Origin of the sequence: Streptomyces sp. NPDC059166, assembly GCF_042755185.1 — a bacterium.
Lineage (GTDB): Bacteria > Actinomycetota > Actinomycetes > Streptomycetales > Streptomycetaceae > Streptomyces.
In genome coordinates, this window is the sequence record NZ_JBHZCI010000002.1 from 212,779 (window position 1) to 237,838 (window position 25,060).

At 70.9% G+C, this 25,060-nt stretch carries 19 protein-coding genes, 2 tRNA genes and 1 pseudogene; 4 read left to right on the top strand and 18 right to left on the bottom strand.

The annotated features are described in order from the left end of the window. Window positions 1-138 precede the first annotated feature (138 nt). Both ACFXOA_RS02385 and lepA read right to left on the bottom strand, forming a co-directional pair. Window positions 139-2,028, bottom strand: a complete 1,890-nt coding sequence (locus tag ACFXOA_RS02385; RefSeq protein WP_385021223.1) for an AMP-dependent synthetase/ligase — start codon at window positions 2,026-2,028, stop codon at window positions 139-141. Between the two features lie 333 nt (window positions 2,029-2,361). Then, window positions 2,362-4,236 carry a translation elongation factor 4 gene (lepA, locus tag ACFXOA_RS02390; protein ID WP_385021226.1) on the bottom strand — a complete coding sequence of 625 codons (1,875 nt, stop codon included), beginning with the start codon at window positions 4,234-4,236 and terminating at the stop codon, window positions 2,362-2,364. Window positions 4,237-4,450: 214 nt separating this feature from the next. On the opposite strand from lepA, the gene rpsT reads away from it, so the two are divergent. Beyond that, window positions 4,451-4,717, top strand: coding sequence for a 30S ribosomal protein S20 (gene rpsT / locus ACFXOA_RS02395; protein ID WP_014156344.1), 267 nt, complete (start codon window positions 4,451-4,453; stop codon window positions 4,715-4,717). Window positions 4,718-5,439: 722 nt separating this feature from the next. Here the strand turns inward: rpsT and holA are convergent. Then, on the bottom strand, window positions 5,440-6,429 hold the full coding sequence (holA, locus tag ACFXOA_RS02400) for a DNA polymerase III subunit delta (protein ID WP_385021230.1): 990 nt from the start codon (window positions 6,427-6,429) through the stop codon (window positions 5,440-5,442). Between the two features lie 90 nt (window positions 6,430-6,519). On the opposite strand from holA, the gene ACFXOA_RS02405 reads away from it, so the two are divergent. Together ACFXOA_RS02405 and ACFXOA_RS02410 are read left to right on the top strand one after the other, a co-directional pair. Further along, the gene (locus ACFXOA_RS02405) at window positions 6,520-6,765 is read left to right on the top strand and encodes a hypothetical protein (RefSeq protein WP_385021233.1); all 246 of its coding nucleotides are present in this window, start codon (window positions 6,520-6,522) and stop codon (window positions 6,763-6,765) included. Window positions 6,766-7,061: 296 nt separating this feature from the next. Then, window positions 7,062-7,191 (top strand): annotated as a pseudogene (locus tag ACFXOA_RS02410) (pyridoxamine 5'-phosphate oxidase); the annotation flags it as partial. 139 nt (window positions 7,192-7,330) lie between these two features. On the opposite strand, the gene ACFXOA_RS02415 reads toward ACFXOA_RS02410, so the two are convergent. The 14 genes from ACFXOA_RS02415 to ACFXOA_RS02480 all read right to left on the bottom strand — a co-directional run bounded on the left by ACFXOA_RS02415 (window position 7,331) and on the right by ACFXOA_RS02480 (window position 22,032). Next, the gene (locus ACFXOA_RS02415; RefSeq protein ID WP_385021236.1) at window positions 7,331-9,874 is read right to left on the bottom strand and encodes a ComEC/Rec2 family competence protein; all 2,544 of its coding nucleotides are present in this window, start codon (window positions 9,872-9,874) and stop codon (window positions 7,331-7,333) included. After that, window positions 9,871-10,683: a helix-hairpin-helix domain-containing protein gene (locus ACFXOA_RS02420; RefSeq protein ID WP_385021239.1), complete on the bottom strand. Its 813-nt coding sequence runs from the start codon at window positions 10,681-10,683 to the stop codon at window positions 9,871-9,873. Before ACFXOA_RS02420 ends, ACFXOA_RS02415 begins: the two co-directional genes overlap by 4 nt. Before the next feature lie 823 nt (window positions 10,684-11,506). Continuing rightward, on the bottom strand, window positions 11,507-12,352 hold the full coding sequence (locus ACFXOA_RS02425; protein WP_385021242.1) for a DegV family protein: 846 nt from the start codon (window positions 12,350-12,352) through the stop codon (window positions 11,507-11,509). 255 nt (window positions 12,353-12,607) lie between these two features. Next, on the bottom strand, window positions 12,608-13,336 hold the full coding sequence (locus ACFXOA_RS02430) for a hypothetical protein (RefSeq protein WP_385021245.1): 729 nt from the start codon (window positions 13,334-13,336) through the stop codon (window positions 12,608-12,610). Between the two features lie 188 nt (window positions 13,337-13,524). After that, entirely contained in the window at window positions 13,525-16,398 is a 2,874-nt protein-coding gene (leuS, locus tag ACFXOA_RS02435) for a leucine--tRNA ligase (RefSeq protein WP_385021248.1), read from the bottom strand. 487 nt (window positions 16,399-16,885) lie between these two features. Next, window positions 16,886-16,958, bottom strand: a tRNA-Ala gene (locus tag ACFXOA_RS02440). 147 nt (window positions 16,959-17,105) lie between these two features. Continuing rightward, window positions 17,106-17,339, bottom strand: coding sequence for a hypothetical protein (locus ACFXOA_RS02445; protein WP_033305681.1), 234 nt, complete (start codon window positions 17,337-17,339; stop codon window positions 17,106-17,108). Between the two features lie 415 nt (window positions 17,340-17,754). Next, window positions 17,755-17,827: transfer RNA gene (locus ACFXOA_RS02450), tRNA-Ala, on the bottom strand. Window positions 17,828-18,086: 259 nt separating this feature from the next. Continuing rightward, window positions 18,087-18,740 carry a histidine phosphatase family protein gene (locus ACFXOA_RS02455; protein ID WP_385021425.1) on the bottom strand — a complete coding sequence of 218 codons (654 nt, stop codon included), beginning with the start codon at window positions 18,738-18,740 and terminating at the stop codon, window positions 18,087-18,089. Further along, window positions 18,737-19,168, bottom strand: coding sequence for a ribosome silencing factor (rsfS, locus tag ACFXOA_RS02460; RefSeq protein WP_385021252.1), 432 nt, complete (start codon window positions 19,166-19,168; stop codon window positions 18,737-18,739). The genes ACFXOA_RS02455 and rsfS overlap by 4 nt, the downstream gene beginning before the upstream one ends. 61 nt (window positions 19,169-19,229) lie before the next feature. Then, window positions 19,230-20,957 (bottom strand): LCP family protein, encoded by a 1,728-nt coding sequence (locus tag ACFXOA_RS02465; protein WP_385021255.1) that lies wholly within the window; start codon window positions 20,955-20,957, stop codon window positions 19,230-19,232. Between the two features lie 19 nt (window positions 20,958-20,976). After that, a complete protein-coding gene (nadD, locus tag ACFXOA_RS02470) occupies window positions 20,977-21,594 on the bottom strand; it encodes a nicotinate-nucleotide adenylyltransferase (RefSeq protein WP_385021258.1) in 618 nt (205 codons plus the stop codon). 38 nt (window positions 21,595-21,632) lie between these two features. After that, window positions 21,633-21,794 carry a hypothetical protein gene (locus tag ACFXOA_RS02475; protein WP_362549304.1) on the bottom strand — a complete coding sequence of 54 codons (162 nt, stop codon included), beginning with the start codon at window positions 21,792-21,794 and terminating at the stop codon, window positions 21,633-21,635. Between the two features lie 85 nt (window positions 21,795-21,879). Then, complete coding sequence (locus ACFXOA_RS02480; RefSeq protein WP_385021261.1) at window positions 21,880-22,032, bottom strand: hypothetical protein; 153 nt, start codon at window positions 22,030-22,032, stop codon at window positions 21,880-21,882. A 111-nt stretch (window positions 22,033-22,143) separates the two neighbouring features. On the opposite strand from ACFXOA_RS02480, the gene ACFXOA_RS02485 reads away from it, so the two are divergent. Continuing rightward, window positions 22,144-23,280, top strand: coding sequence for a M48 family metallopeptidase (locus ACFXOA_RS02485; RefSeq protein ID WP_385021264.1), 1,137 nt, complete (start codon window positions 22,144-22,146; stop codon window positions 23,278-23,280). Here ACFXOA_RS02485 and ACFXOA_RS02490 read toward each other — a convergent pair. Next, entirely contained in the window at window positions 23,216-24,337 is a 1,122-nt protein-coding gene (locus tag ACFXOA_RS02490; RefSeq protein WP_385021267.1) for a hypothetical protein, read from the bottom strand. The genes ACFXOA_RS02485 and ACFXOA_RS02490 overlap by 65 nt on opposite strands. Window positions 24,338-25,060: the final 723 nt, after the last annotated feature.

The window sequence follows — 25,060 nt, forward strand, 5'->3', positions numbered from 1 at the left end:
GCGGGGCCGCGGAACGGCTCCTGGGCGCGGACCGGGTCCCCGGCGGGGGTCCCGGAATGGACGGCGGGGACGCGGGGTGCTCGCGCACCTCGCGTCCCCGCCGTCCGGGTCCTGGGCCGTCGGGCCGTCCCGTGGGCGTCAGGCCTCGCGGGAACCCGCGTACATGTCCTCGATGAGGTCCTTGTACTCGCGCTCGACCACCGGCCGCTTCAGCTTGAGGCTCGGCGTCAGCTCGCCGTGCTCGATGTCCAGGTCGCGCGGCAGCAGCCGGAACTTCTTGATGGTCTGCCAGCGCTGGAGTCCCTCGTTGAGCCGGTTCACATAGCCCTCGATGAGCTCCACGGCCTGCGGTGACGCGACCACCTCGGCGTACGGCCTGCCGCCGAGGCCGTTCTCCTCGGCCCAGCCCAGGATGGTGGGCTCGTCCAGCGCGATCAGGGCGGTGCAGAAGTTACGGTCGGCGCCGTGCACCAGGATGTTGGAGACGAACGGGCACACCGCCTTGAACTGGCCCTCGACCTCGGCCGGGGCGATGTACTTGCCGCCCGAGGTCTTGATCAGGTCCTTCTTGCGGTCGGTGATCCTCAGGTACCCGTCCTGGGAGAGCTCGCCGATGTCGCCGGTGTGGAACCAGCCGTCGGACTCCAGCACCTCGGCGGTCTTCTCGGGCAACTGGTGGTAGCCCTCCATGAGGCCGGGGCCGCGCAGGAGGATCTCGCCGTCGTCGGCGATCCGGACCTCGGTGCCGGGGAGCGGCTTGCCCACGGTGCCGGTGCGGTAGGCCTCGCCCGGGTTGACGAAGGAGGCGGCGCTGGACTCGGTGAGTCCGTAGCCTTCCAGGATGTGGATCCCGGCGCCGGAGAAGAAGAGGCCGATGTCGGGCGCGAGGGCGGCGGAGCCGGAGATGCAGGCGCGGAGCCGGCCGCCGAAGGCCTCGCGGATCTTGGCGAAGACCAGGGCGTCGGCGGCCTTGTGCTTGGCGGCCAGCCCGAAGGGCACGGATGCCTTGCCGGTCCTGCGGAAGTTGTCCTGCGACACCTTCGCGTACTCGCGCGCGACGCCCGCGGCCCACTGGAAGATCTTGTACTTGGCCCCGCCGCCCGCGCGCGCCTTGGCGGCGACGCCGTTGTAGACCTTCTCGAAGATGCGGGGCACGGCTGCCATGTAGGTCGGCCGGACCACCGGGAGGTTCTCGATGATCTTGTCGACGCGGCCGTCGACCGCCGTGACGTGACCGACCTCGATCTGGCCCGAGGTGAGTACCTTGCCGAAGACGTGCGCGAGCGGCAGCCAGAGGTACTGGACGTCGTCGGAGTTGATCATCCCGGTGGAGACGGTCGCCTTGGCCATGTACGACCAGTTGTCGTGCGGCAGCCGCACACCCTTGGGGCGGCCCGTGGTGCCCGAGGTGTAGATGAGCGTCGCGAGCTGGTCGGCCGTGATGGCGGCGACCCGCTCGGTGATCGCGGACGGGTTCTTCGCCAGGTACTCGGCCCCCCGGGCCTCCAGCTCGGCCAGGGTGAGCACCCAGCCCTCCGGGTCGCCCTCGGCCGGCCCGGCTCCCGCGGGGTCGATGACCACGACATGGGCGAGCGCGGGGAGCGAGGCCCTGCTCTCCCTCGCCTTGGCGAGCTGCGCGGCGTCCTCGGCGATGAGGACCCGGCTGTCGGAGTCGGCCAGGATGAAGGCGGACTCCTCGGTGTTGGTCGACGGGTAGACCGTCGTCGTCGCCGCGCCCGCGCACATCACGCCGAGGTCGGCGAGGATCCATTCGACACGGGTGGAGGAGGCCAGCGCGACACGCTCCTCCGGGAGCACCCCGAGGCTGATCAGACCCGCCGCGATGGCGTCGACCCTCTCGGCGGCCTGGGCCCAGGTCAGCGACTTCCATTCGTCCGGGCCCTGGCCCGAGGCGGCCGGCACGGGATAGCGGTAGGCCTCACCGTCCGGGGTGGCCGCCACGCGTTCGATGAAGAGGGTCGCCACGGAGGGCGGTCGGCTATCGATCTGGGTCTGTGTGTCGCTCACGACGTCCTCCGGGCCTGCGGCATTGCTACGACCGGTTCAGTGGGTGCTGCTGCTGTATGTCCTGCTTCTCGTTCCCGCTCGGCCTGCTTGTTTAACTGGCGAGTAACTACGGGTGGTGATCAGAGTAGAGCGCGTGGGTCCGCGGCGTAAGGGGCAACCGGCCGCCGCTTGATAACGAAGCGGGCCCCCGTGTCGCGGATGTCCGCGCCACAGGGGCCAGTTGGGCTACTCCGGGGTACGCCGGAAAACGTACGCACCGTGCTGCCCGCGAGCGGGTCGGGCCGGGCGCGCCTGCCGACGGTGACCGGGCCGGCGGGCCCGGTCACGACGGCGCTACTTCTTGGCCTTGCCCTCGCCGGCCGACTCGTCGGTCGACAGGACGGAGATGAACGCGTCCTGCGGCACCTCCACGTTGCCGACCATCTTCATCCGCTTCTTGCCTTCCTTCTGCTTCTCCAGCAGCTTCCGCTTACGGGAGATGTCACCGCCGTAGCACTTGGCGAGGACGTCCTTGCGGATGGCCCTGACGGTCTCACGGGCGATGACCCGGGAGCCGATGGCCGCCTGGATCGGCACCTCGAAGTTCTGCCGGGGGATGAGCTTCTGCAGCTTGGCGACGAGCCGGACGCCGTACGCGTACGCCTTGTCCTTGTGCGTGACGGCGGAGAAGGCGTCGACCTTGTCACCGTGCAGCAGGATGTCGACCTTGACGAGCTGGGCGGACTGCTCACCCGTGGGCTCGTAGTCGAGCGAGGCGTAGCCGCGGGTCTTGGACTTCAGCTGGTCGAAGAAGTCGAAGACGATCTCGGCGAGCGGCAGGGTGTAGCGGATCTCGACACGGTCCTCGGAGAGGTAGTCCATGCCGATCAGGGTGCCGCGCCGGTTCTGGCAGAGCTCCATGATCGCGCCGATGAACTCGCTGGGCGCGAGGACGGTGGCCCTGACGACCGGCTCGTGGACCTTGTCGATCTTGCCTTCGGGGAACTCGCTCGGGTTGGTGACGGTGTGCTCCGAGCCGTCCTCCATCTCGACGCGGTAGACCACGTTGGGGGCGGTCGCGATGAGCTCCAGGCCGAACTCCCGCTCCAGGCGCTCCCGGATGACGTCGAGGTGCAGCAGACCGAGGAAGCCCACGCGGAAGCCGAAGCCGAGTGCGGCGGAGGTCTCCGGCTCGTACACCAGGGCCGCGTCGTTGAGCTGGAGCTTGTCCAGGGCCTCGCGCAGGTCCGGGTAGTCGGAGCCGTCCAGGGGGTAGAGCCCCGAGAACACCATGGGCTTCGGGTCCTTGTAGCCGCCGAGCGGCTCCGTGGCGCCCTTGCTCAGGGAGGTGATGGTGTCACCGACCTTGGACTGCCGGACGTCCTTCACGCCGGTGATGATGTATCCGACCTCACCCACGCCGATGCCGTCGGCCGGGGTCATCTCCGGGGAGGAGACTCCGATCTCCAGCAGTTCGTGGGTCGCGCCGGTCGACATCATCTTGATGCGCTCACGCTTGTTGAGCTGGCCGTCGACCACCCTGACGTAGGTGACGACACCGCGGTAGGCGTCGTAGACGGAGTCGAAGATCATCGCGCGTGCCGGGGCGTCGGCCTGACCGACCGGGGCCGGTACGTCCCGGACGACCCGGTCGAGGAGGGCGTCCACGCCGACGCCGGTCTTCGCGGAGACCTTGAGCACGTCCTCCGGCTGGCAGCCGATGAGGTTGGCCAGTTCCTCGGAGAACTTCTCGGGCTGCGCGGCCGGCAGGTCGATCTTGTTGAGCACGGGGACGATGGTGAGGTCGTTCTCCATCGCCAGGTAGAGGTTGGCCAGCGTCTGCGCCTCGATGCCCTGCGCGGCGTCGACCAGGAGGATGGTGCCCTCGCAGGCGGCCAGGGAGCGGGAGACCTCGTAGGTGAAGTCCACGTGGCCGGGGGTGTCGATCATGTTGAGGATGTGGGTCGACCCCTTGGTCTCACCCTCGGTGGGCGCCCACGGCAGACGGACCGCCTGGGACTTGATGGTGATGCCGCGCTCGCGCTCGATGTCCATCCGGTCGAGATACTGGGCGCGCATCTGCCGTTGGTCGACCACGCCCGTCAGCTGGAGCATCCGGTCGGCAAGGGTCGACTTGCCGTGGTCGATGTGCGCGATGATGCAGAAGTTGCGGATCAGCGCCGGGTCGGTACGGCTCGGCTCGGGCACGTTGGTAGGAGTCGCGGGCACGCAGGGTCCTGATTCTTGAGACGCCGGACGCCGTGTCTCGGGTCGATGTCGGGTCGGACGGATCGATACGTAGCCTCCATGGTCCCACGCCGGGGGGACCGGGGCCGGTTTGGGCCGGTGAGAGGGTGACTGCTACCGTGGACAGCTGTGCCTCGTGGCCTCATGGGCGGCGTGGCGCACAAAGAAGATCCAACGAACCTGAAAAGGCTCTTTCGTGGCGAACATCAAGTCCCAGATCAAGCGGAACAAGACGAACGAGAAGGCGCGCCTGCGCAACAAGGCCGTCAAGTCCTCGCTCAAGACCTCGATCCGCAAGGCCCGTGAGGCTGCCGCTGCCGGTGACGTCGAGAAGGCCACTGTGGCCGTCCGTGACGCGTCGCGCCAGCTCGACAAGGCTGTCTCGAAGGGTGTCATCCACAAGAACGCCGCCGCCAACAAGAAGTCGGCGCTGGCGCTCAAGGTTGCCGCCCTCCAGGGCTGAGCTACTGATGTGATCGCCGGAAGGGACTCAGCGGGCCCTCTCTCCCGCTCCTGACCGGCACCCGCGCCGCACACCGAACCTGCGTTCGCCACGCGGGTGCGGCGCACCAAGTGTGAACCGAAGGCCCCGGCCGACGTCCTCCCCAGGACGGCGGCCGGGGCCTTCGCGCGTGACCGTGGCCCCGATGGCCGGATCCGGGTGTCCGTGGCCTGCGACGGGGCGGCCGGGGGCGGGACGGGTCGGGAGCCGGGAGGGCGCTCAGGGGCCTTCACGCCTGGGAGTGCGGCCGGGACATGGGCCTTGGGCACCCTGGAGGGCCGCCAGGACCGAGGGTTTCGGGCCCGAGGGGCGGCCGGGGCCGTGGGCCTTTCGGACCGGGGAGAGCCGCCGGAGCGGAAGGAAGCGGTTCGGGAACCGGGAAGGCCACGAGCGCGGGGCCTGGCTTCGCCTGGGCCCGCGCCAGGTCACGAGCCGGACATGGTGCGGGGCCGGGGCAGGCGCCAGGGCAGGTCAGTGGCTGCCGGCGCGAGTCGGCGCTCGGTTCGGGAGAGCGCAGGAGCCCGGAGTCCCCCCGGCTGGGCTTGTCCGGCAGGGGCGGGCGCGGCGCACCACTGGCAGGCGGCAAGCTGCGTGCCAACTCGTCCGCGCGGCAGCCGCGCGGAGCTCAGCCACCTGGTTCCGGGCACGTGGGCGCCGGGGCAACCCTCCCGCCCGAGGCGGAGTCAGCGGCTTCCGCCGCGTGCCGCGCGGGCGACGGCCACGACTGCCTTCTCCAGGGCGTACTCGGGGTCGTCCCCGCCCCCCTTGACGCCCGCGTCGGCAGCCGCGACGGCGATGAGAGCGGCGGCCACGCCGTCGGGGGTCCATCCCCGCATCTGCTGACGGACCCGGTCGATCTTCCAGGGCGGCATCCCCAGCTCACGGGCCAGGTCAGCGGGGCGTCCCCCCCGGGCCGACGAGAGCTTGCCGATGGCCCGGACGCCCTGGGCGAGGGCGCTCGTGATCAGGACGGGGGCGACACCGGTGGACAGCGACCAGCGCAGCGCCTCCAGTGCCTCGGCCGCGCGGCCCTCGACGGCCCGGTCGGCGACGGTGAAGGAGGATGCCTCCGCACGGCCCGTGTAGTAACGGCCGACGACCGCTTCGTCGATGGTCCCCTCGACATCCGCGGCCAGTTGCGAGACCGCGCCGGCGAGTTCCCGCAGATCACTCCCGATCGCGTCCACCAGAGCCTGGCAGGCCTCCGGCGTTGCCGAGCGTCCCAGCGCGCGGAACTCCGACCGCACGAAGGACAGCCGCTCGGCCGGCTTCGTGGTCTTCGGGCAGGCCACCTCACGTGCCCCGGCCTTGCGCACCGCGTCCAGCAGGCCCTTGCCCTTCGCCCCACCGGGGTGGAGAAGCACCAGGGTGATCTCTTCCGCGGGGGAGGACAGGTACGCCTTGACGTCCTTGATCGTGTCGGCGGAGAGATCCTGCGCGTTGCGAACGATCACCACCTTGCGCTCCGCGAAGAGCGAAGGGCTGGTGAGCTCGGCGAGAGTACCTGGCTGCAACTGGTCCGCGGTGAGGTCGCGGACGTCCGTGTCGGAGTCCGAGGCGCGGGCCGCGGCCACCACCTGCTGCACGGCACGGTCCAGGAGCAGGTCCTCCTGGCCCACCGCGAGCGTGACGGGGGCGAGCGGATCGTCGGTGGGATTGCGTCTGGTGGCCATCGCGGTCCAGCATCCCATGCCGCTGTGACAACGCCGCCGGACATGCACCCGGCGTGACGGTGGTGTGCGTGGGTGCCTGAGAATGGCCGGGTGAGCGATGTGAGACATGTGCTGGTGCTACCCGACCGGGACGCGGCCGAGGAGGTCGCCGGGGAGCTCCACGACCGGTTCGGTGTGGTCGATGAGCCGCAGCTGGTCCGGGACGCCCTGGCCGGCGAGGACGACGCGGAGGACGCCCAGTGGCTCGTCGTGGTGGAGGACCCGGCGGCCCGCCTGGACTCCCTGGCCCTGGACGCGCTCGCGGCCGAGTACGAGGGGTGGCTTGAGGCTCCGTAGGCCTCAGGCCCCCTGCCCCTCGGCCCCTGCTGCCGGCCCCGCACCCGAGCCGGGCCTTGCGGCCCGTGCCCCGTCGGCCCGTGGCCCGTCCGAATCCACAGGATCAGGCCGGCCACGGCCTCAGCGACGGCCGGGCACGAGCCGCGGCCGGGCACGGAAGCCACGGCCTGATACGAGCTGCGGCCGGGCAGGACGGTCGCCGCACCCGGCTGGGGCCGGGTGCCGCGGTCAGTGCTCGGATCGTGCCCTCGCACCCTCCGTCCTTGGGCACATCGTCGGAGCGCACACCGTCGGCGCTCGCCTGGGATCCACGCGGGCAGGGGGCCTGAGTGTCTGCGCATCTCGCCTCACACCGTCAAGGCATGGCGCGAGGTGAACGAACAGGCTGGGCGTGACCTGATGGCCGACGGGACCTGGCTGGTCTGACGTGGCGGCCGCCCGCGCGCTTCTCCCGCGCGGGCACCGGTGGACGCCGGTGGACGCCGGGTCCCGTGTGCGTGGTGGCCCGGGCCCCGAGCCCGCGGATGAGCGCTGGAGGCACGGGTGCTGGACTCGCTTCGTTCTCTCATGACCGGCCTGCCGCACGCAGGCCGGATCCGGAACCCGTGATGGCGATCGCCCCGTGGACATCGGTCCGCAGAACCTTCGCCCCCGTCGATTCGAGCGACTCGACCGTGCGGGCCGCCGGGTGCCCGTAAGGGTTGTCCCTGCCGCAGCTGATCAGCGCGATGCGCGGGTGGACTCTGCGCAGGAGTTCTCCGTCCTGATGGGCCGAACCGTGGTGCGCCACCTTGAGCACATCCACCCGGGGAAGGGCTGGATGGCTTCGCACCACTCCCTGCTGAGCGGGAGGTTCGAGATCTCCGAGCAGGAGCAGGCTCACGCCCGCGGACCGGACGAGGAGGGTGACGCTGGAGTCGTTGGGCTCCTCGGTCGTGTGCGCCGGTGCGGCTCCGTGCGGGACGGCGGCGGGCCACAGCACCTCCCAGTCGAGCGGCCCCGTCCTGCGCCGTTCCCCCGGCGCCGCCCGTGCCAGCGGGACCCGCGCCGCAGCAGCCGTTCGACGTACGAAGGCGGCCTGCTCCGGCGGTTCGTCGAGGCCGGTCGTCTGCACGACCCCGACCTCTCGGCCCCGCAGCACACCCGGCAGACCACGCACATGGTCGGCGTGGAAATGGGTCAGCAGCAGGAGAGGCACACGAGTGATGCCGAGATCACGCAGGCAGCGGTCCACCAGACGGGGCTCGGGCCCGGTGTCCACGACGACCCCGGAGCCCTTCCCCGAGGCGAGCACCATCGCGTCCCCCTGCCCCACGTCGCACAGGGCGAACGTCCAGCCGGCCGGTGGCCAGCCCGAGACGAACCGGGTGAGCGGCACCGGCCGGAGCACGGCCAGGACCAGGAGGAACACCGCGGCAGAACAGACCCAGGGGTGGCTGGCCAGACGGCGGGCCGACAGCGCCAGCACAGCCGTGAGTGCGGCCAGGAGCGCCGCTCCCCACCACCCGCCCGGCCAGTCCGCCTGCGCTCCGGGGAGGGCGGCACCGGTACGGGCCACCGAGGCGATCCACCCCACAGGCACTCCGGCGACCTCCGCCAAGGCTCGCGCGACGGGCATGGACAACGGCGCGACCGCGAGTGCGGCGAACCCCAGGACCGTCGCCGGTGCCACGGCGAACTCCACGAGCAGATTGCAGGGGATCGCCACTAGGCTCACCCTCGCCGCGAGGACGACGACCACCGGCGCGCAGACCGCCTGGGCGGCCGCCGCCGCGGCCAGCACCTCGGCGGGCCGGGCCGGGACGCCGTGTCCCTGAAGCGCCGACGCCCACCTCGGTGCGAGGGTCAGCAGAGCTCCGGTGGCCAGCACGGAGAGCAGGAACCCGTAACTACGTGCCAACCACGGGTCGTACAGCACGAGCAGCAGAACGGCGGCGGCCAGGGCGGGAATCAGGGAGCGTCGCCGTCCCGTCCCGATCGCCAGCAGTGTGATCAGTCCGCAGGCCGCCGCGCGCAGGACACTCGGCTCCGGGCGGCAGACGATCACGAAGGCGAGTGCGATGCCGCCACCGGTCAGCGCGGTGGCGCGCAGGGAGATTCCCAGTCTTGGCGCCAGGCCGCGGCGTTCGCTGCGGCCGGCCGTGCCAGGCGGCCCGATGAGGAGGAAGAGCAGGATCGACAGGTTGGCGCCCGAAACCGCCAGCAGGTGGGTGAGGTCGGTGGCCTTGAACGCGTCCTCGAGGTCGGGCGGCACCCGTGAGGTGTCGCCGACGACGAGCCCCGGAAGAAGTGCCCGGGCGTCCGCGTCGAGCCCTTCGGTTGCCTCCCGCAAGCCGGACCGCAGACGCCCCGCGAAGCGCTGCACCGACGAGGGCCCCGCGAGGACGTACGGCGGTTGATCCGCCTCGGTCCTGAGAACCGCGGCACTGCGCTCACCCGCGCGGTGCGGGGGTGCGAGCGTCCCGCTGACGCGTAGGCGTGTCGAGGGCAGCAACCGCTGCCACCGATGTGCCTCGTCCCCCGGGGCGACCATCACCAGCACCGGGGTCCGGAGCCGGGTGACCGTACCGTCCGGAGAGGTCACCCGGTCCACCTCCGCTCCCACGAGCAGGGACACGGGGGTGCTGTGGTCGCCGTGCACTCCCGGCTTGGTCCGCCTCGGGTCGGATGTGACCGTCACCTCCGCCTCGACCCGCGCATACGTCCCGGCCAGCCCGGGAACTGGTCCGGACCGGACCTCCGCACCGTGGAGCCCTGCTGACGCCGCTCCCGCCGCCGCGCACAACAGCATCCCGACGACAGCCGTGACGTGTTTCCCCGCACCGGGCGCATCCGCGTGCTCAGCGGCCGTCCCGCCATCCGCCGGGTACGACCGGCGTCCGCGACCGCCCCGGCACCGGTGTCCACGGGCGAGAAGGCCCGCCGTCACGCACAGGCACAGCCCCACCGCGATCGCAACCCACCTGCCGGGGATGTCGAGGGACAGGGCCGCCGCGGCCCAGGCCGCGAGGGCCGGTGGGACAAGCCGCAAGTCTGCCGGACCGTCCTGCCGTGGCTCGGCCACCCCGAGGCGCTTGCCTGAATCCGCGTGTACATCAGGGGTGTTCATGGCCGGACCAGTGGCCTCAGGTCGGCGAACCTGCGGTCACCGATCCCGTCGACCTCGCGGAGCTCGTCGACCGATCGATAACCGCCGTGCTCCACGCGGTAGTCGATGATGTGCTGGGCGAGCACCGGACCCACTCCCGGCAGGGTCTCGAGCTGCTCCGCCGTCGCCGTACCCAGGCTGAGCGGCACCGTGGGCCCGGCCGCCGCTCCCGCCGGGGAACCACCGGACGCCGGCTGCCCGCCGCCCCCGGGGGACGCGGCGGCGGGCACGCCCACCGCGACCTGCTCGCCGTCCGTCAGCACACGCGCACGGTTGAGCATGCTGACGTCCGCACCCGCGCGGACCCCGCCCGCGGCCCGCAACGCGTCGGCGACCCGGGACCCGGCCGGAAGACGGCGCACACCCGGCCGACGCACCTTTCCGCTGACGTCCACGACGATCTGCCCGCCAGGGGGCGCAGCATTCCCCTGCCCCGCCACCGGCCCGGCCGGAAGTCCGTACTGCTGGGCGTTCGGGGCCCCTGGGCCACTCGGCTGGACCACCGCGGCCTCGGTGACCCGGTCCGGGGCACGGACGGCTTCGGGGCGGCCCGCCCAGAAATGGCTCGCCGCGAGCACCGCGGCTCCCACCAGGACCACGCCGAGGGCCGCGAGCGTCCGTGGTTCGAGACCGCACCGCAGCCGCACCCACGACGGCAGCCGGTCCCCCAAGGCCGAGATGGCCTCGTGCCACCACCGCGTACGCCAGGCACCGCCGTCGGGCTCACCGTCTCGCGGTGGGTGCCCCGGTCCGTCCGCCGGAGTGGCCACACCACCGGTCCCGATCCGAGCCCCGGTCCCGGTCTCAGGCCCGGTCCCTGTTCCGGTTTCGCTTCCGGCAGCAGCCTCAGTCGCGGTACCGCGATGCGTACGAGTGGTCTGCGCCCCTGCCGGAACCGCCGTGGACGCAGCCCATGCAGGCGCCGGACGGGCCGTCCGGGCCTCGATCGCCGGACTCGCGGGAACGCCCGTCCCGGTACCGGGCGCCGCCCCGGCCGTCGTGGCAGCGGTACCGACGCCCGCCGGCCGGTCACCGGCCATCAGCGCCTCCGCCCGGAGCCGCTGAGCCGCCGCGATCCCGGCAGTCGTGCCGCGCCCCTTCTCTCTCCCGCGCCTGTGCCGTGCGCGGGAGACCGCGCCCGGCGCGCTCCCGGCTGCGCCCAGCGGCCTGGCACCCGGCCCCCGGCGGGATCGGGCAGCACAGCCTGGGCTGCGCCGGGGCGCGCGATGCGAGACACCGTTCGCAGGCCCCGGTGGGGGTGGGTCCATGGCTGCGTGCGCGGGCGGCCCCGAAGGTCCGGCTCCGGGTGCGCCGGTCGGCCCGTAGCCGGGGGTACCGGCCGGCCGATGGGTCCGCGGGGGCGCGGCACCGCCTGTCGCACGCTGCAGGTCAGCCGGAGTTCCGCCCCGCCCGGCGACCACGAAGCCCGATGTGAAGGGTGTTCGGAAGGTCATGCCTCAGGACGCTAGACACATCCGCGTAAAGTTGTTGATCAGCGCCAATTTCTGTGGACAACGGGCCAGTTGTGGACAACCGCGCCACCCTGGGGAGTGAATTCCAGCATGGATCTCAACGTGAATCTCAGCGTGGATCTCAGCGCGGCGAGACAACCGCTCCCAGCAAGCCCGGCCCGGTGTGCGCCCCGATGACCGCGCCCACTTCGCTCACATGAAGCTCACCCAGTCCCGGGACTCTCCCCCGCAGTCGCTCGGCCAGCCTCTCGGCCCCGTCGGGGGCGGCCAGGTGATGGACCGCGATGTCCACCGCTCCGGTGCCCGCACGAGCGGCCGCGATCTCCTCTAGACGGGCGATCGCCTTGGAGGCCGTGCGCACCTTCTCCAGCATCTCGATCCGGCCGCCCTCGAGTTGGAGCAGCGGCTTCACCGCGAGAGCCGAACCCAGCAGTGCCTGAGCGGCACCGATGCGCCCTCCCCGGCGCAGGTAGTCCAGCGTGTCGACGTAGAAGAAGGCCGCGGTGCCCTTCGCGCGCGCCTCCGCAGCCGCGACCGCGTCGTCCAGGCCGCCGCCCGCCTCGGCGGCCTCGGCGGCCGAGAGCGCGCAGAAGCCCAGGGCCATGGCGACCATTCCCGTGTCGACCACCCGCACGGGGACGGGTGCGTCCTTCGCGGCGAGTGCCGCGGCGTCATAGGTGCCGGAGATCTCCGCCGACAGGTGGAGCGACACGATGGCGTCGGCACCTCCCTCGGCCACTGCCCTGTAGGCGGCCGCGAAGGCCTCCAGGCTGGGCCGTGAGGTGGTCACGGAACGGCGCTTCTGCAGGGCCAGCGCCAGCGACCGGGCCGAGATCTCCGTGCCCTCCTCCAGCGCCTGATCTCCCAGGACCACTGTCAGCGGCACCGCGGTGATGCCGTGCCGTTCCATCATCTGAGGCGGCAGGTAGGCCGTTGAATCGGTGACGATCGCGACATGGCGGGACATGAGCCGGAGGTTACCTGCCGGAGCGGGGGCACGGCAGCCCGGGATCGATCTTCTGATCATTTCCGGTCCATCAGGCGGCGCGAGCCGACCCACATCGACATACCCGCAGCATGTCCGGACATCCACGATCACATGCCCGCGCTGTCCCACCTGCCGGATCCGCCCGCGCCCGCCGCGCCACCGGCCCCGCCGAGCACACCCGCACAGGCCGAACCGAGGCTTAGTCCAGCCGGGCGGGGCGCCCCGCCGGTGCGGTCAGTTCGTCGTCTCCGGTCTGGCCGACTTCTGCCACGGATAGGGCGAGCGCAGTCGCGGGTCAGGAGAGGTCAGCGACGGCGGCTGCTCGGCGTCAGCGCCACTCCGGTCGTGTCCGGTCCGTCCGGTCTCTCCGGTCTGCCCACCGGGAGACGACGTCTCGCCACCGGGAGACGACGTCTCGTCGGTGGTCCAGTGGCGCAGGGCCCCCGCCTCCACGTCGATCTGCGCGTTGAGCGCTGCCAGATCGTCGTCGGCGAACTGCCTCGCACGGTCCCGCGCCGCCCAGCGCAGTGATTCCGCGGAGTGCGTGATCCGCTCCGTGCGCTCCTTGAGACCCGGCAGCAGAGTCGCCACCGTCGCCCGGTCCGGTTCGCGCTCCAGCCGCTTCAGATCGCTGTCGAGTTCGCGGGCGTGCGCGCTCAGCCGCTGGAAGAGACCCAGCGACTCCGAGAGTGAGGCGTCTTCCGCGGCTCCGGCGTCCAAGGCGTCCTGGGTGGCGCGCATCGAGGTGCGCAGTGCGAGCCTCAGCTGTGCGAGCTCCCCCGGAACGCCTGGCTGGCCGTAGCTCTTCGCCCGCAGAGTGGTGTCCTCCACCGACCGGCGGGCCTGCGTGATCGTCCGGTCCACGCCTCGCTTGGCCGCGCGCACCGTCTTCACCCCCGCGTACACCCCGAGTGCGATGAACGCGAGGAACAGCAGCGTCAGGATCAGGATCACGGCTTCCACGAACGCCCCTCGGTCGTCGGATCGGCGGCCGGTGTGCAGCCGCCCCTACTACCGTAAACGGAACGGGCAGGTTGGGGGTTCCGATGGAACCCCCAACCTGCCCGTAGGGGAAAGCCCTGGTTCAGGGGAGAGCCCTGGGCCGGTGGCAGGTCCCTGGGGCGCCTGCTCGGGACGCCCCGGGAGCCGCGTCAGGCCGGGACGATGTTGACGAGCTTCGGTGCCCGCACGATCACCTTGCGGATTCCGGCCCCGCCCAGCGAGGCGATGACGTTCTCGTCGGCCAGTGCCAGTGCCTCCAGCTCCTCGTCCGAGATCGACGGGGAGATCTCCAGACGCGCCCGGACCTTGCCCTTGACCTGAACCACGCAGGTCACGGTCTCGTCCACGACATAGGCCGGGTCGGCGACCGGGAAGTCCTGGTGGACCACGGACTCGGTGTGGCCCAGCCGGCGCCACAGCTCCTCCGCCACGTGCGGTGCCAGCGGCGCGATCAGCAGCACCAGCCGCTCGGCCACGGAACGCGGCAGCGGGCCGCCGGCCTTGGTCAGGTGGTTGTTCAGCTCGGTGACCTTGGCGATGGCAGTGTTGAAGCGCATGCCCGCCATGTCCTGGCCGACTCCTTCGATGGCCTTGTGCAGGGCCCTCAGGGTGTCCTCGCCCGGCTCGGCGTCCACGACGGTGACCTCACCGGTCTCCTCGTCGACGATGTTGCGCCACAGTCTCTGCAGCAGCCGGAACTGGCCGACCACCGCGCGGGTGTCCCAGGGGCGGGACACGTCCAGCGGCCCCATGGCCATCTCGTACAGGCGAAGGGTGTCCGCGCCGTACTCGCCGCAGATCTCGTCGGGCGTCACGGCGTTCTTGAGTGACTTGCCCATCTTGCCCAGGACCCGGCTTACCTTCTCGTCGCCGTGGTAGTACGCGCCGTCGCGCTCCTCGACCTCGGCCGCCGGGACCGCAATCCCGCGGCTGTCACGGTAGACGAAGGCCTGGATCATGCCCTGGTTGTACAGCTTGTGGAACGGCTCCGACGACGAGATGTGCCCCAGGTCGTGCAGCACCTTCGACCAGAAGCGGGCGTACAGCAGGTGCAGCACCGCGTGCTCGGCGCCTCCGACGTACAGGTCGACACCACCGGTGGGCTGACCCTCGCGCGGCCCCATCCAGTACTGCTCGATCGCCGGGTCGACCAGCTGCCGGTCGTTGCGCGGGTCCAGGTAACGCAGCTCGTACCAGCAGGAACCGGCCCAGTTGGGCATGGTGTTGGTCTCGCGGCGGTACTTCCGCGGGCCGGCGCCGTCCCCCAGGTCCAGGGTGACGTTCACCCAGTCGGCGTTCCGGGACAGCGGGGTCTCCGGCTGGGTGTCGGCGTCCTCCGGGTCGAAGGTGCGCGGCGAGTAGTCGTCGACCTCCGGCAGTTCCAGCGGCAGCATCGACTCGGGCAGCGCGTGGGCGATGCCCTCCTCGTCGTACACGATGGGGAAGGGCTCGCCCCAGTACCGCTGGCGGCTGAACAGCCAGTCACGCAGCCGGAAGTTGACGGTGCCCTCGCCGACGCCGCGCTCCTGCAGCCACTCGGTGATCCGCGCCTTGGCCTCGACGACGCCCAGGCCGTCCAGCGAGATCGCGTCGTTGGCGGAGTTGACCAGCTTCGCCTCGTACGAGGCGAACGCGTCCTCCCACTCCGACGGGTCCAGGCCGCGGCCGTCCGAGGGTTCGACGACGCAGCGCATCGGCAGCTCGAAGGCGCGCGCGAAGGCGAAGTCGCGCGCGTCGTGCGCCGGAACGGCCATGATCGCGCCGGTGCCGTAGCCCATCAGGACGTAGTCGGCGATGAAGACGGGGACCTTCTCCCCGCTGACGGGGTTGGTCGCGTAGGCGCCGGTGAAGACGCCGGTCTTGTCCTTGGCCTCCGCCTGGCGCTCCACGTCGGACTTGGCGGCTGCCTGCTTGCGGTACGCGGTGACCGCCTCGGCCGGGTTCGGGTGGCCACCGGTCCACACCGGGTGGGTACCCTCCGGCCAGGCGGCGGGAATGATCCGCTCGACCAGTTCGTGTTCGGGTGCCAGCACCATGTAGGTGGCCCCGAACAGCGTGTCCTGGCGGGTGGTGAAGACGGTGATGTCCCCGGCCCCGTCGACGGGGAAGTCGACGCGCGCACCCTCGGAACGGCCGATCCAGTTGCGCTGCTGCAGCTTGATCGCCTCGGGCCAGTCCAGCCCGTCCAGATCGTCCAGCAGCCGGTCCGCGTAAGCGGTGATACGCATGTTCCACTGGCGCAGCTTGGCCTTGAAGACGGGGAAGTTGCCGCGCTCTGAGCGACCGTCGGCCGTGACCTCCTCGTTGGCCAGCACGGTGCCCAGTCCGGGCGACCAGTTGACGGGGGCGTCCGAGGCGTACGCCAGGCGGTACTCCCCGAGCACGTCGGCGCGGTCCGCAGCGCTCAGGCCGCTCCACTCACGTCCGCCGGGCAGAGGACGCTCACCGCTCTCGAACTGGGCCACCAGCTCGGCGATCGGACGGGCACGGTCGGCTTCGGTGTCGTACCAGGAGTTGAAGATCTGCAGGAAGATCCACTGGGTCCACCGGTAGTAGTCCGAGTCGATCGTCGCGAAGGAGCGGCGCTTGTCGTGGCCCAGGCCCAGACGGCGCAGCTGGGCCTTCATGTTCTCCATGTTCGCCTCGGTGGAGGCGCGCGGGTGGGTGCCCGTCTGCACGGCGTACTGCTCGGCCGGCAGGCCGAAGGCGTCGAAGCCCAGGGTGTGCAGGACGTTGTGCCCGGTCATCCGCTGGTGGCGGGCGTAGACGTCGGTGGCGATGTAGCCCAGCGGGTGCCCGACGTGCAGACCCGCACCCGAGGGGTACGGGAACATGTCCATGATGAACCTCTTGGGGCGGGCGGCCGATTCGGTGCCGTCCGCCAGGTCACCGCTCGGGTTCGGGGCCTCGTAGGTCCCCTCGGCGTCCCAGAAGTCCTGCCAGCGTGCCTCGATGTCGGCGGCCATCGCTGCCGTGTAGCGGTGCGGCGCGGCCACCTCGGCCGCGGTGTTCGTCTCGCTCATGATCCTCAAAGCTCCATCGATCGTCATCTGCCGGCACCCACGTCCACGGACACACGTCCACGGAAACGAAAAATCCCCTCGCACAGGAGGGGACGCCGCGCCGAGTCCGACCAGGCATTCTCACCGGCCGGGAATGATCAGCGCGGCTCGCTAAGCAGAAGGCGTACGGCACGCATGGCGTCAGGGTACCGCACGGGCCCGGCGCACCGCCCGGCAGATGCGCCGCCAGAAACTCCCACAGCTCCCGCCGCCATGAGGCGCGGGGCGGGCCGCCCGCCACTCGCACCGCCCCGGCGGCCCGTTCGCTCGACCGCGCCCAGCGGGGGCCCGCCCGCACCCCGCGGATCCGGCAGGCCCCGCCGCACACCCGCCGGAAGCCGGTTCCGAGGGCCGGCAACGGCCGCGGCCGACCTCGTCGACGACCAGGGCCGGGTACGGGCACACGAAGAAGCGGGCCATCCGATCCGGATGACCCGCTTTCCCACTGTGGAGCTAAGGAGAATTGAACTCCTGACCTCCTGCATGCCATGCAGGCGCTCTACCAACTGAGCTATAGCCCCGTGCTGTTCGCCGCCCGGTTTCCCTGGCGACATCGAGAACATTACACGGTCTCCCCGGCCCATCAAAAATCGTTTCCAGCTCGAACCGTTTTGTCCGTTTCTCGCCGCCCTGACCAGCGGTTGCGGGTTGTGGACGACGACGCGGCGTCAGGCGGTGGCGAACGAGTAGAACCTCTTGAGGGTGCAGTGCTCCTCCAGGAGCCGGCCGTAGATCGGCTCCCCCTCGAGTTCCCGGTACGTCTCGATGGGATCGCCTTTTATGATCAGCGCCCGCGCGCATTCCTCGCACCAGTACTGGAACTCGGCGTTGACCGGATCCATGTCCCTGACGATGGGCGTACCGCTGCCGCACCAGTCGCACTTCCGCCTGTGTGCACCCATCCGGTCAGCTCCGCGGGTGGCCGCAGCCCACGCCGCAGGGGCGGGTTCCGGCGATGGGGCGGGCGCTGCGGGGGCGAGGAGATACGTCGGCACCAAGGGGCGGGCCCGGGGCCCTTACGCGGCTCGCAGGCATCGCGTTCCCTCCCGATCGGTCCGTCGCCCCCTCCGGCGCTCCGATTCTGCCATGAGCCCGCAAGAGGGTCAGCCCGATCAGCGCCCCACCACTGCCCGTCGTCCTGAACGGAGCGGGCGGGAAAGACCGGCGCACCTGCGAAGACGTCCCTGGTGGGCCTTGTCCGCCCTTGTTCCTGGCGGCCTGGGGCAGTTGGAGCGCGGACGGCGCGAGTCGGCGCGCAGGTGCAGCGCAGTGGCCGAAAAAAGATCCCGCCCCCTACTGGGGACGGGATCTTGACTGTGGAGCTAAGGAGAATTGAACTCCTGACCTCCTGCATGCCATGCAGGCGCTCTACCAACTGAGCTATAGCCCCGCTGTCCGCTTTTCCCGCGTTTCCGCGCTGCGAACAAGAAGAACTTTAGCCTGCGACGAGCCGGAAAGTGAAATCCGGCCCCTCAGCCGCCTTCCGAGCGGACCGCCGGGCGCGAGGAGCAGCCCGTCACACGCGACTCCCGGGCCGCCCGGTTCACCCCTCCCGCAGGAGTGCCGCCCGTGCGAGTCCGGTCCTCGGCCGTCACGATCGGACGCGAGCCCCAGGATCCGGACCCGGCGGCCTCGGTACGGGGCATCCCTCAGTCGTCGTCCCCGAGAACGGGTTCGGGGAGCGTCCCGGCGTTGTGTTCGAGGAGGCGCCAGCCGCGCGCTCCCTCGCCCAGCACGGACCAGCAGCAGTTGGAGAGGCCGCCGAGGCCTTCCCAGTGATGCGCCTCCAGTCCGAGCAGACGGCCGATGGTCGTACGGATGGTGCCACCGTGGCTCACGACGACGAGCGTGCCCGCGTCGGGCAGCTTGCCGGCGTGCTCCAGTACGACAGGGGCGGCGCGGTCCGCGACCTCGGTCTCCAGCTCGCCGCCTCCCCTGCGTACGGGCTCACCGCGTTTCCACGCGGCGTACTGCTCGCCGTACTGCCCGACGATCTCCTCGTGCGTGAGGCCCTGCCAGGCACCCGCGTACGTCTCGCGCAGCGCGGAGTCGTGGGAGACGGCGAGCCCGGTGACCGAGGCGAGCTCGGCGGCCGTGGCCGCTGCCCTCCGCAGGTCGGACGCCACGATGGCGTCCGGCTGCAGCGAGGCGAGCAGCCGGGCCGCGCGGCGAGCCTGGCCGACACCGGTCTCCGTGAGCTCGATGTCCGTGGAGCCCTGGAAGCGGCGCTCGAGATTCCACGCCGTCTGGCCGTGCCGCCAGAGGACGATCCTGCGGCCCCTGCCGCTGCTGCTGCCGTTCAGCTCAGGTCCCCTTCCGTGCCGCCGTTGAGCTGGGCGTGCTCCTCGGCCTTGCCCCGCGTCCTGACCGCGTCCTCGGGGAGGGCGATCTCGGGGCAGTCCTTCCACAGGCGCTCGAGCGCGTAGAACACGCGCTCCTCGCTGTGCTGGACGTGGATCACGATGTCGACGTAGTCGAGGAGGATCCAGCGGGCGTCCCGGTCGCCCTCACGGCGCACCGGCTTGGCGCCGAGCTCCTTCAGCAGCCGCTCCTCGATCTCGTCGACGATCGACTTGACCTGGCGGTCGTTGGGAGCCGAGGCCAGCAGGAAGGCGTCGGTGATCGACAGCACATCACTGACGTCGTAGGCGATGATGTCGTGCGCGAGCCGGTCGGCCGCCGCCTGGGCGGCGGTGCTGATGAGCTCGATGGAGCGGTCCGTGGCGGTCACATGCAGGCTTTCGTCGGCGGTCGGATTCGACCTCTAGGGTCTCACGGACCGCCGACAGCCCTTACGACGTCTGCTCGGGGATCTTGTAGTCCTGCCCGAGCGCGACGGAGATGTCGGCGTTCGCGGCCGGATCTCCCTTCCTGACGGCGCTCTCCGGCAGGCCGAGTGTCTTGGCGACCTCGACCGCCTTCGCCTTGTCCTCCGCGGTCGCGTAGACCACCTGGGACGAGGCTGCGGTCTCCGCCTTGCCGCTGTCGACGAAGGCGTAGCCGCCGTTGACGAGCTGGACCCTGGCGTACTCCGTGCCCTTGGTGTTCCCGGTCGCGTTCCTGATGCCGACGCGCACCGCCGCGCCCTGGTCGGGGGCCTTGACCCTGCCTCCCAGCACGTCCTTCACGACGTCCTCGGTGGCCTGGTCGGTGAGCGTCCCGTCGCTCTGCACCGGGAGCAGCTCCGTCTTGTAGTCCCCCACCTTGGCGTGCCCGGCGAGTTTCGCCAGCGAGGCGCCCAGGTCCTGCTCCGGGAGGGACGGGTCCAGGATCTGGGCGAGTGTCTCGATGGTGACGGTGGCGGCCTTCGGGTCCTCCGAGAGCTTGCGCAGCACGCCCCGCATGACCTGGCCGAAGCGCATCAGCTGCTTGGTCTGCGGTTCGCCGGTGGCCTGGTAGGTGGCGTAGGCGACGGCCATCGGGCCGCTCAGCGTCTGCGCCTCCCCCTTGTTCACGAGAGGCTCGGCACCCTTCTTGGTGTCGGGCACGGCCGTGTCCGTGTCGACTTCGATGTTCCCGACGAGCTCGACGAGGTTCTCGAGGTAGGGCGTGTCCAGCCGCCAGGTGCCGCTGATGCTGGTGCCGAGCAGCGCGTCGATCGACTCGCGCGTGCCGGCGGAGCCGTCGTCGTCGACCGACTTGCCGAGTGTGGTGGTGGATCCGTCGTCCGCGGCCACCGCCAGCGAGTTCGGCAGCAGGACGGTGGTGCCCTGCTTGGTGGTGACGTTGTCGACGAGCAGCGCCGTGGAGGTGCCGCCCTTCTTGGTGTCGTGCAGGTGGACGACGATCACGTCCCGCTTCTGTGCGCCCGCCGCGACGTCGCTCTGCCCGTCCTGGCCGGCGACCCCGGGGATCTTCCCGGCGAACCAGAGGTATCCCGCGCCGCCCACGACCACGAGAACCACGACGACTATGAGCGCGACCATCCGGTTGCGCCCGCGTCGGCGCGCCTCCTCGCGGCGCTCGCTGCGGCTCTCGGTGAACTTCAGCCAGTCGATGACATCTTCGGAGTCCTCGTCGGGCTCCTCGATGAACGAGAACTGCTCGGTGCGGTAGTCGCGGTCGGCACGCCGCTGACCGGGGACGGCCGGCTCCGCAGGAGGCTCGGTGTCGCGTCGCTGCTCAGGCACCGGAGGCGGTGGCGCGGCGGCGGGAGCGGCGGGGGCCTGGGGGGCGTTCCACTGCTGGGTGGAGCCGTCCGCCGGGGGCACTGCTCCCGTGTCCTGGCCGTAGGGGTCGTAGGCGCCGTGACCAGCGTCGTACCCGTACCCCTGTCGCTGGTCCTGCTGCGACTGGTAAGGGTCGTACTGCTGCTGCCCGTCGGCGTACGGGTCGTAGCCGTAACCCTGCTGGGCCTGGCGGGACTCGTAGGGCGTGTAGGACTGCTGGGGCTGCTGGGGCTCCTGCGCGTACGGGTCGTACTGCTGGCCCTGCTGCTGGTAGACCGGCTGCCCGTATGCGTCGTAGCCGATGATCTGAGGCTGCTGATACGGGTCGTACGGGTTCTGTCGGTCGTTCACAGGTGCCCCTTTCCGTGGCTCACTCGCCGCGGTACAGCTGGCGCTTGTCGATGTAGCGGACCACGCCGTCGGGCACGAGGTACCAGACGGGCTCGCCCTCGGCGACCCTGGCGCGGCAGTCCGTCGACGAGATCGCCAGGGCCGGCACCTCGACGAGGGAGACCCCGCCCTCGGGCAGCCCGTCGTCCGTCAGCACGTGGCCGGGCCGTGTCACACCGATGAAGTGGGAGAGCGAGAAGAGCTCCTCGGCGTCGCGCCACGTCAGGATCTGGGCCAGGGCGTCGGCGCCGGTGATGAAGAAGAGGTCCGCGTCACCGTGGGCCGCCCGAAGATCCCGCAGCGTGTCGATCGTGTACGTGGGACCGCCCCGGTCGATGTCACTGCGGCTGACCGAGAACTGCGGGTTGGACGCCGTGGCGATGACGGTCATCAGGTAGCGGTCCTCGGCAGGGGACACCTGCTTGTGGCTCTTCTGCCAGGGCTGCCCGGTCGGGACGAAGACGACCTCGTCGAGGTGGAAGTGAGCGGCCACCTCGCTGGCCGCCACCAGATGTCCGTGATGGATCGGGTCGAACGTCCCGCCCATCACGCCGAGTCGGCGCTTGGCGCGGCCGGTAGGCACTTCCTGCTCTCCCATGCGTGCAGACCCTACTGGTACAGCTGTTCGCCTCGGCCTCAGCGGTCCCTGTTGAACCGGGTGGTGATCCAGAGCAGGAGCAGCAGCGCGATGAACGCGCCACCACCGGTGACGTACGGGCTGAGGCTTTCGTGGTTACCACCCTGCTCGCCTTCGGAGGCGAGGGTGACCAGCTGGTGTGCGGTGCTCGAGAGGCTCATCTTCTGAGGGACCTATCCATCGGGAGTCGAAGAGGGAGACGTCGCGCACATCGTATGCGGGCGCCCTGGGCACGCTCACGCCGACTCAGTCGTTGTCGTCGTCGTTGCGGTATCCGCGCAGCAGGAACCAGGCGAGCAGGGCCGCTCCGACGAGGGAGACGAGCAGGACGATACGCAGGGTGTCGCCCGGCCCCTGGTCCTCGGACACGGTGGCGAGCAGGACGGCGGTGTGCGGCATTCAGGGCGCTCCTCAAAGTTATCCACAGCCCCCCGCATACCGTAGCGCCAGCACATACGCTGGCTTTTGCCAGGGGGACGAGCGACGTCTCGTACGAACAGGGGGCCATCCATGACCGATGCCGGCCACGAGAGCGTGCCGAGCAGACAGCGCAGGCGATTTCCCGGGATCTCCTCGCGTGCTTACGAGCATCCGGCGGACCGCTCGGCCTTGGTGGCCCTGCGGAGGCTGAGCGGCTTCGACACGGTGTTCAAGGCTCTGAGCGGCCTGCTGCCCGAGCGCAGCCTGCGTCTGCTCTTCCTGTCGGACTCCGTCCGGGTGAGCGATGCCCAGTTCACACATCTCAACGACATGCTGAGGGATGCCTGCTACATCCTGGACCTGCGGAAGGTCCCTCCGATGTACGTGAACCAGGATCCGCGGCCCAACGCCATGTGCATCGGGCTGGACGAGCCGATCATCGTCGTCACTACGGGGCTGGTGGAGCTGCTCGACGAGGAGGAGATGCGAGCAGTGGTGGGCCACGAGGTGGGCCATGCGCTGTCGGGCCACTCGGTGTACCGCACGATACTGCTCTTCCTCACCAACCTCGCTCTCAAGGTGGCGTGGATCCCGCTCGGGAACGTCGCGATCATGGCGATAGTGACGGCTCTGCGCGAGTGGTTCCGCAAGTCCGAGCTGTCCGCCGACCGGGCCGGCCTCCTGGTCGGCCAGGACCTGCGGGCCTCGATGCGCGGCCTGATGAAGATCGCCGGGGGCAATCACCTCCACGAGATGAACGTGGACGCCTTCCTCGCGCAGGCCGACGAGTACGAGAAGAGCGGCGATCTCCGTGACTCGGTGCTGAAGATCCTCAACGTGCTGCCTCGTACCCATCCGTTCACCACGGTCCGGGCGGCCGAGCTCAAGAAGTGGTCGGAGACCCGGGACTTCCAGCGCATCATGGACGGCCACTACCCCCGGCGCGACGAGGACAAGGACACGTCGGTGACGGACTCCTTCAGGGAGTCCGCGGCGCACTACGCCGACACGGTGCGCACCAGCAAGGATCCGTTGATGAAGCTGGTGGGTGACATCGCGGGCGGTGCGGGAGATCTCGGGGGCAAGCTCCGGGACAGGTTCACCGGTGGCGGCGGTTCGGGCAGCGGTGGCCCGTCCAGGGGCGGGGCGCGAGCCTCGGACACTACGGACGGGACCGAGGGGAACCGGTGGCGTTCGGACCCTGAGGAGCCGGGGTCGGGGAGCTGACCGCGAGAGCGCCGCAGAGCCCTGCCCTGGGCACCCCGGTGGCGTAGGGATCGGTACCGGCCGGCCCACGGCCGTCCGCCCGTTCCCCCGCCAGCAGTGGGCGCAGCACCGTTTCGGTCCCGGCCGAGCAGGACTGTGGGCCGGCCTGGACGTAGGCGGTCCGGACCTCCAGCCGGTGCAGCCGGATGTCCTCCCGGTCGAGCAGGAAGCGCAGCACCCGGCGCACGGTGAACAGCGATGCTCCGTCAGTCCGTCGGGGCCCTTCGGCAGCCGGCCTGAGTACGTAGGTGAAGGTGTGGTCGGACTCCACCTCCAGGGTGTCCGACCCCGCCTCTGCGTAGGAGAGCGTGCCGTTGACCCTGATGTCCGGGCTCGCCAGCTCCACCACGGCCGGGTCGAACCGCACGAGCCAGCCCGCGGCACTGTGCTCGCCGTCGTCGGCGGGTGCGGCCATGCTCCGGTCGAACTGTTCGGTCTGGTCCGGGTCGAGCAGCCTGCCGACGGGCCGGACGACACCACCGGTCAGGACGTCGGGGTCGAGCGAGGAGCTCACCAGGTAGTCCTTGACCGTGGCCAGGGCGATGGTCACCTGACCGTCCGAGAAGTTCTTCGTTCGCCGCACGGGCGGGAAGTTGATGCCCGAGGCACCGGTGCGGTGTCCAACGGCGGGACCGTCGGCGAGGAGTGTCCCGGGGGCCGCGGCCGGGACAGGTCCCCGGGGGGCGAGCGGGACGACGGTCGTCCGCAGCGGTTCGGCACGCCTGCCGACGGGGGCCGGGTAGGGGTTGCGGAAGCCCATGTAGACGGCGGCCGCGAAGGCCAGGGCGATCAGCAGGACGAGGGCGATGCCGGCCCTGGAGCGGTGCCGCCTGACGCTTCGGCCGCCGGGGAGGGAGCGTACGGCGCGCGCGTGATCGCCCATGCGCTCCACGGCGGAGAACTCCTGCAGCCTGGCAGCGCGCACAAACGATTCGTCGAAGACGAGTGAGCGGTACTCGTCCTCGCCGCCCGAGGGGTTCTCGGGCGGGCCTTCCGGCGGTTCTCCGCGGCCTGTCATGACTTCTCCCGTTCTCCGCGCCACCGGCGGGAGCTGGCGCTGGGATCCACCTCGGCCGTTCGGAGCCGGGCGGACCTGTCCGTCACGGGTTCGACATATGGGCGAGTGGCTGGCCCTCTTCCCGGGGACGGGGGCGGGAGGAGGGGTCAGACGGTCATACCTTCAGGTTCGGTCGATCGCCCTCAAGGTAAACGCCCCGCAGGTGGGAGCGCAGGTGGAGCGCCGCCGGGAGAGGGGCTCACCGCAGGCCGGCGTTCGGGAGTCCGGCAGCCCCGGCAGCGGCCGCCGGCGAGGACGGAAGCACCGGCAGGCCCGGCAGGACAGACCTCGGCCCGGCGGGGTCCAGCTCCCGCCGGCACACACGGGGAGGAGGCGGGATTCCGCCCGACGGGGCGTACGAGGCACGGGCAGGGCAGCAACGGAGGCACCACAGCCCACGCGGGCCCGGGAGAGCGGGCAGCCTCACTGATCACCGACGACCGGCTGTCCCCCCGCGGACGGCAGCGCGCCCCCGCCGGACGCGGCCGGACGCGGAGAGCGGGTATCCGATGAGACGTCACCGCGCCGGGGCTCCGGCGGAGCCCGGGACACGCCGCTCTCGCCGGACTCGCTGGCGACGGCCCGGCACAGTGCAGGGACGGCTCAGCACAGTGGCGGCGACGGCCCGGCACAGTGCGGGGACGGCCCAGCACAGTGGCGGCGACGGCCCAGCAGAGTGCGGGG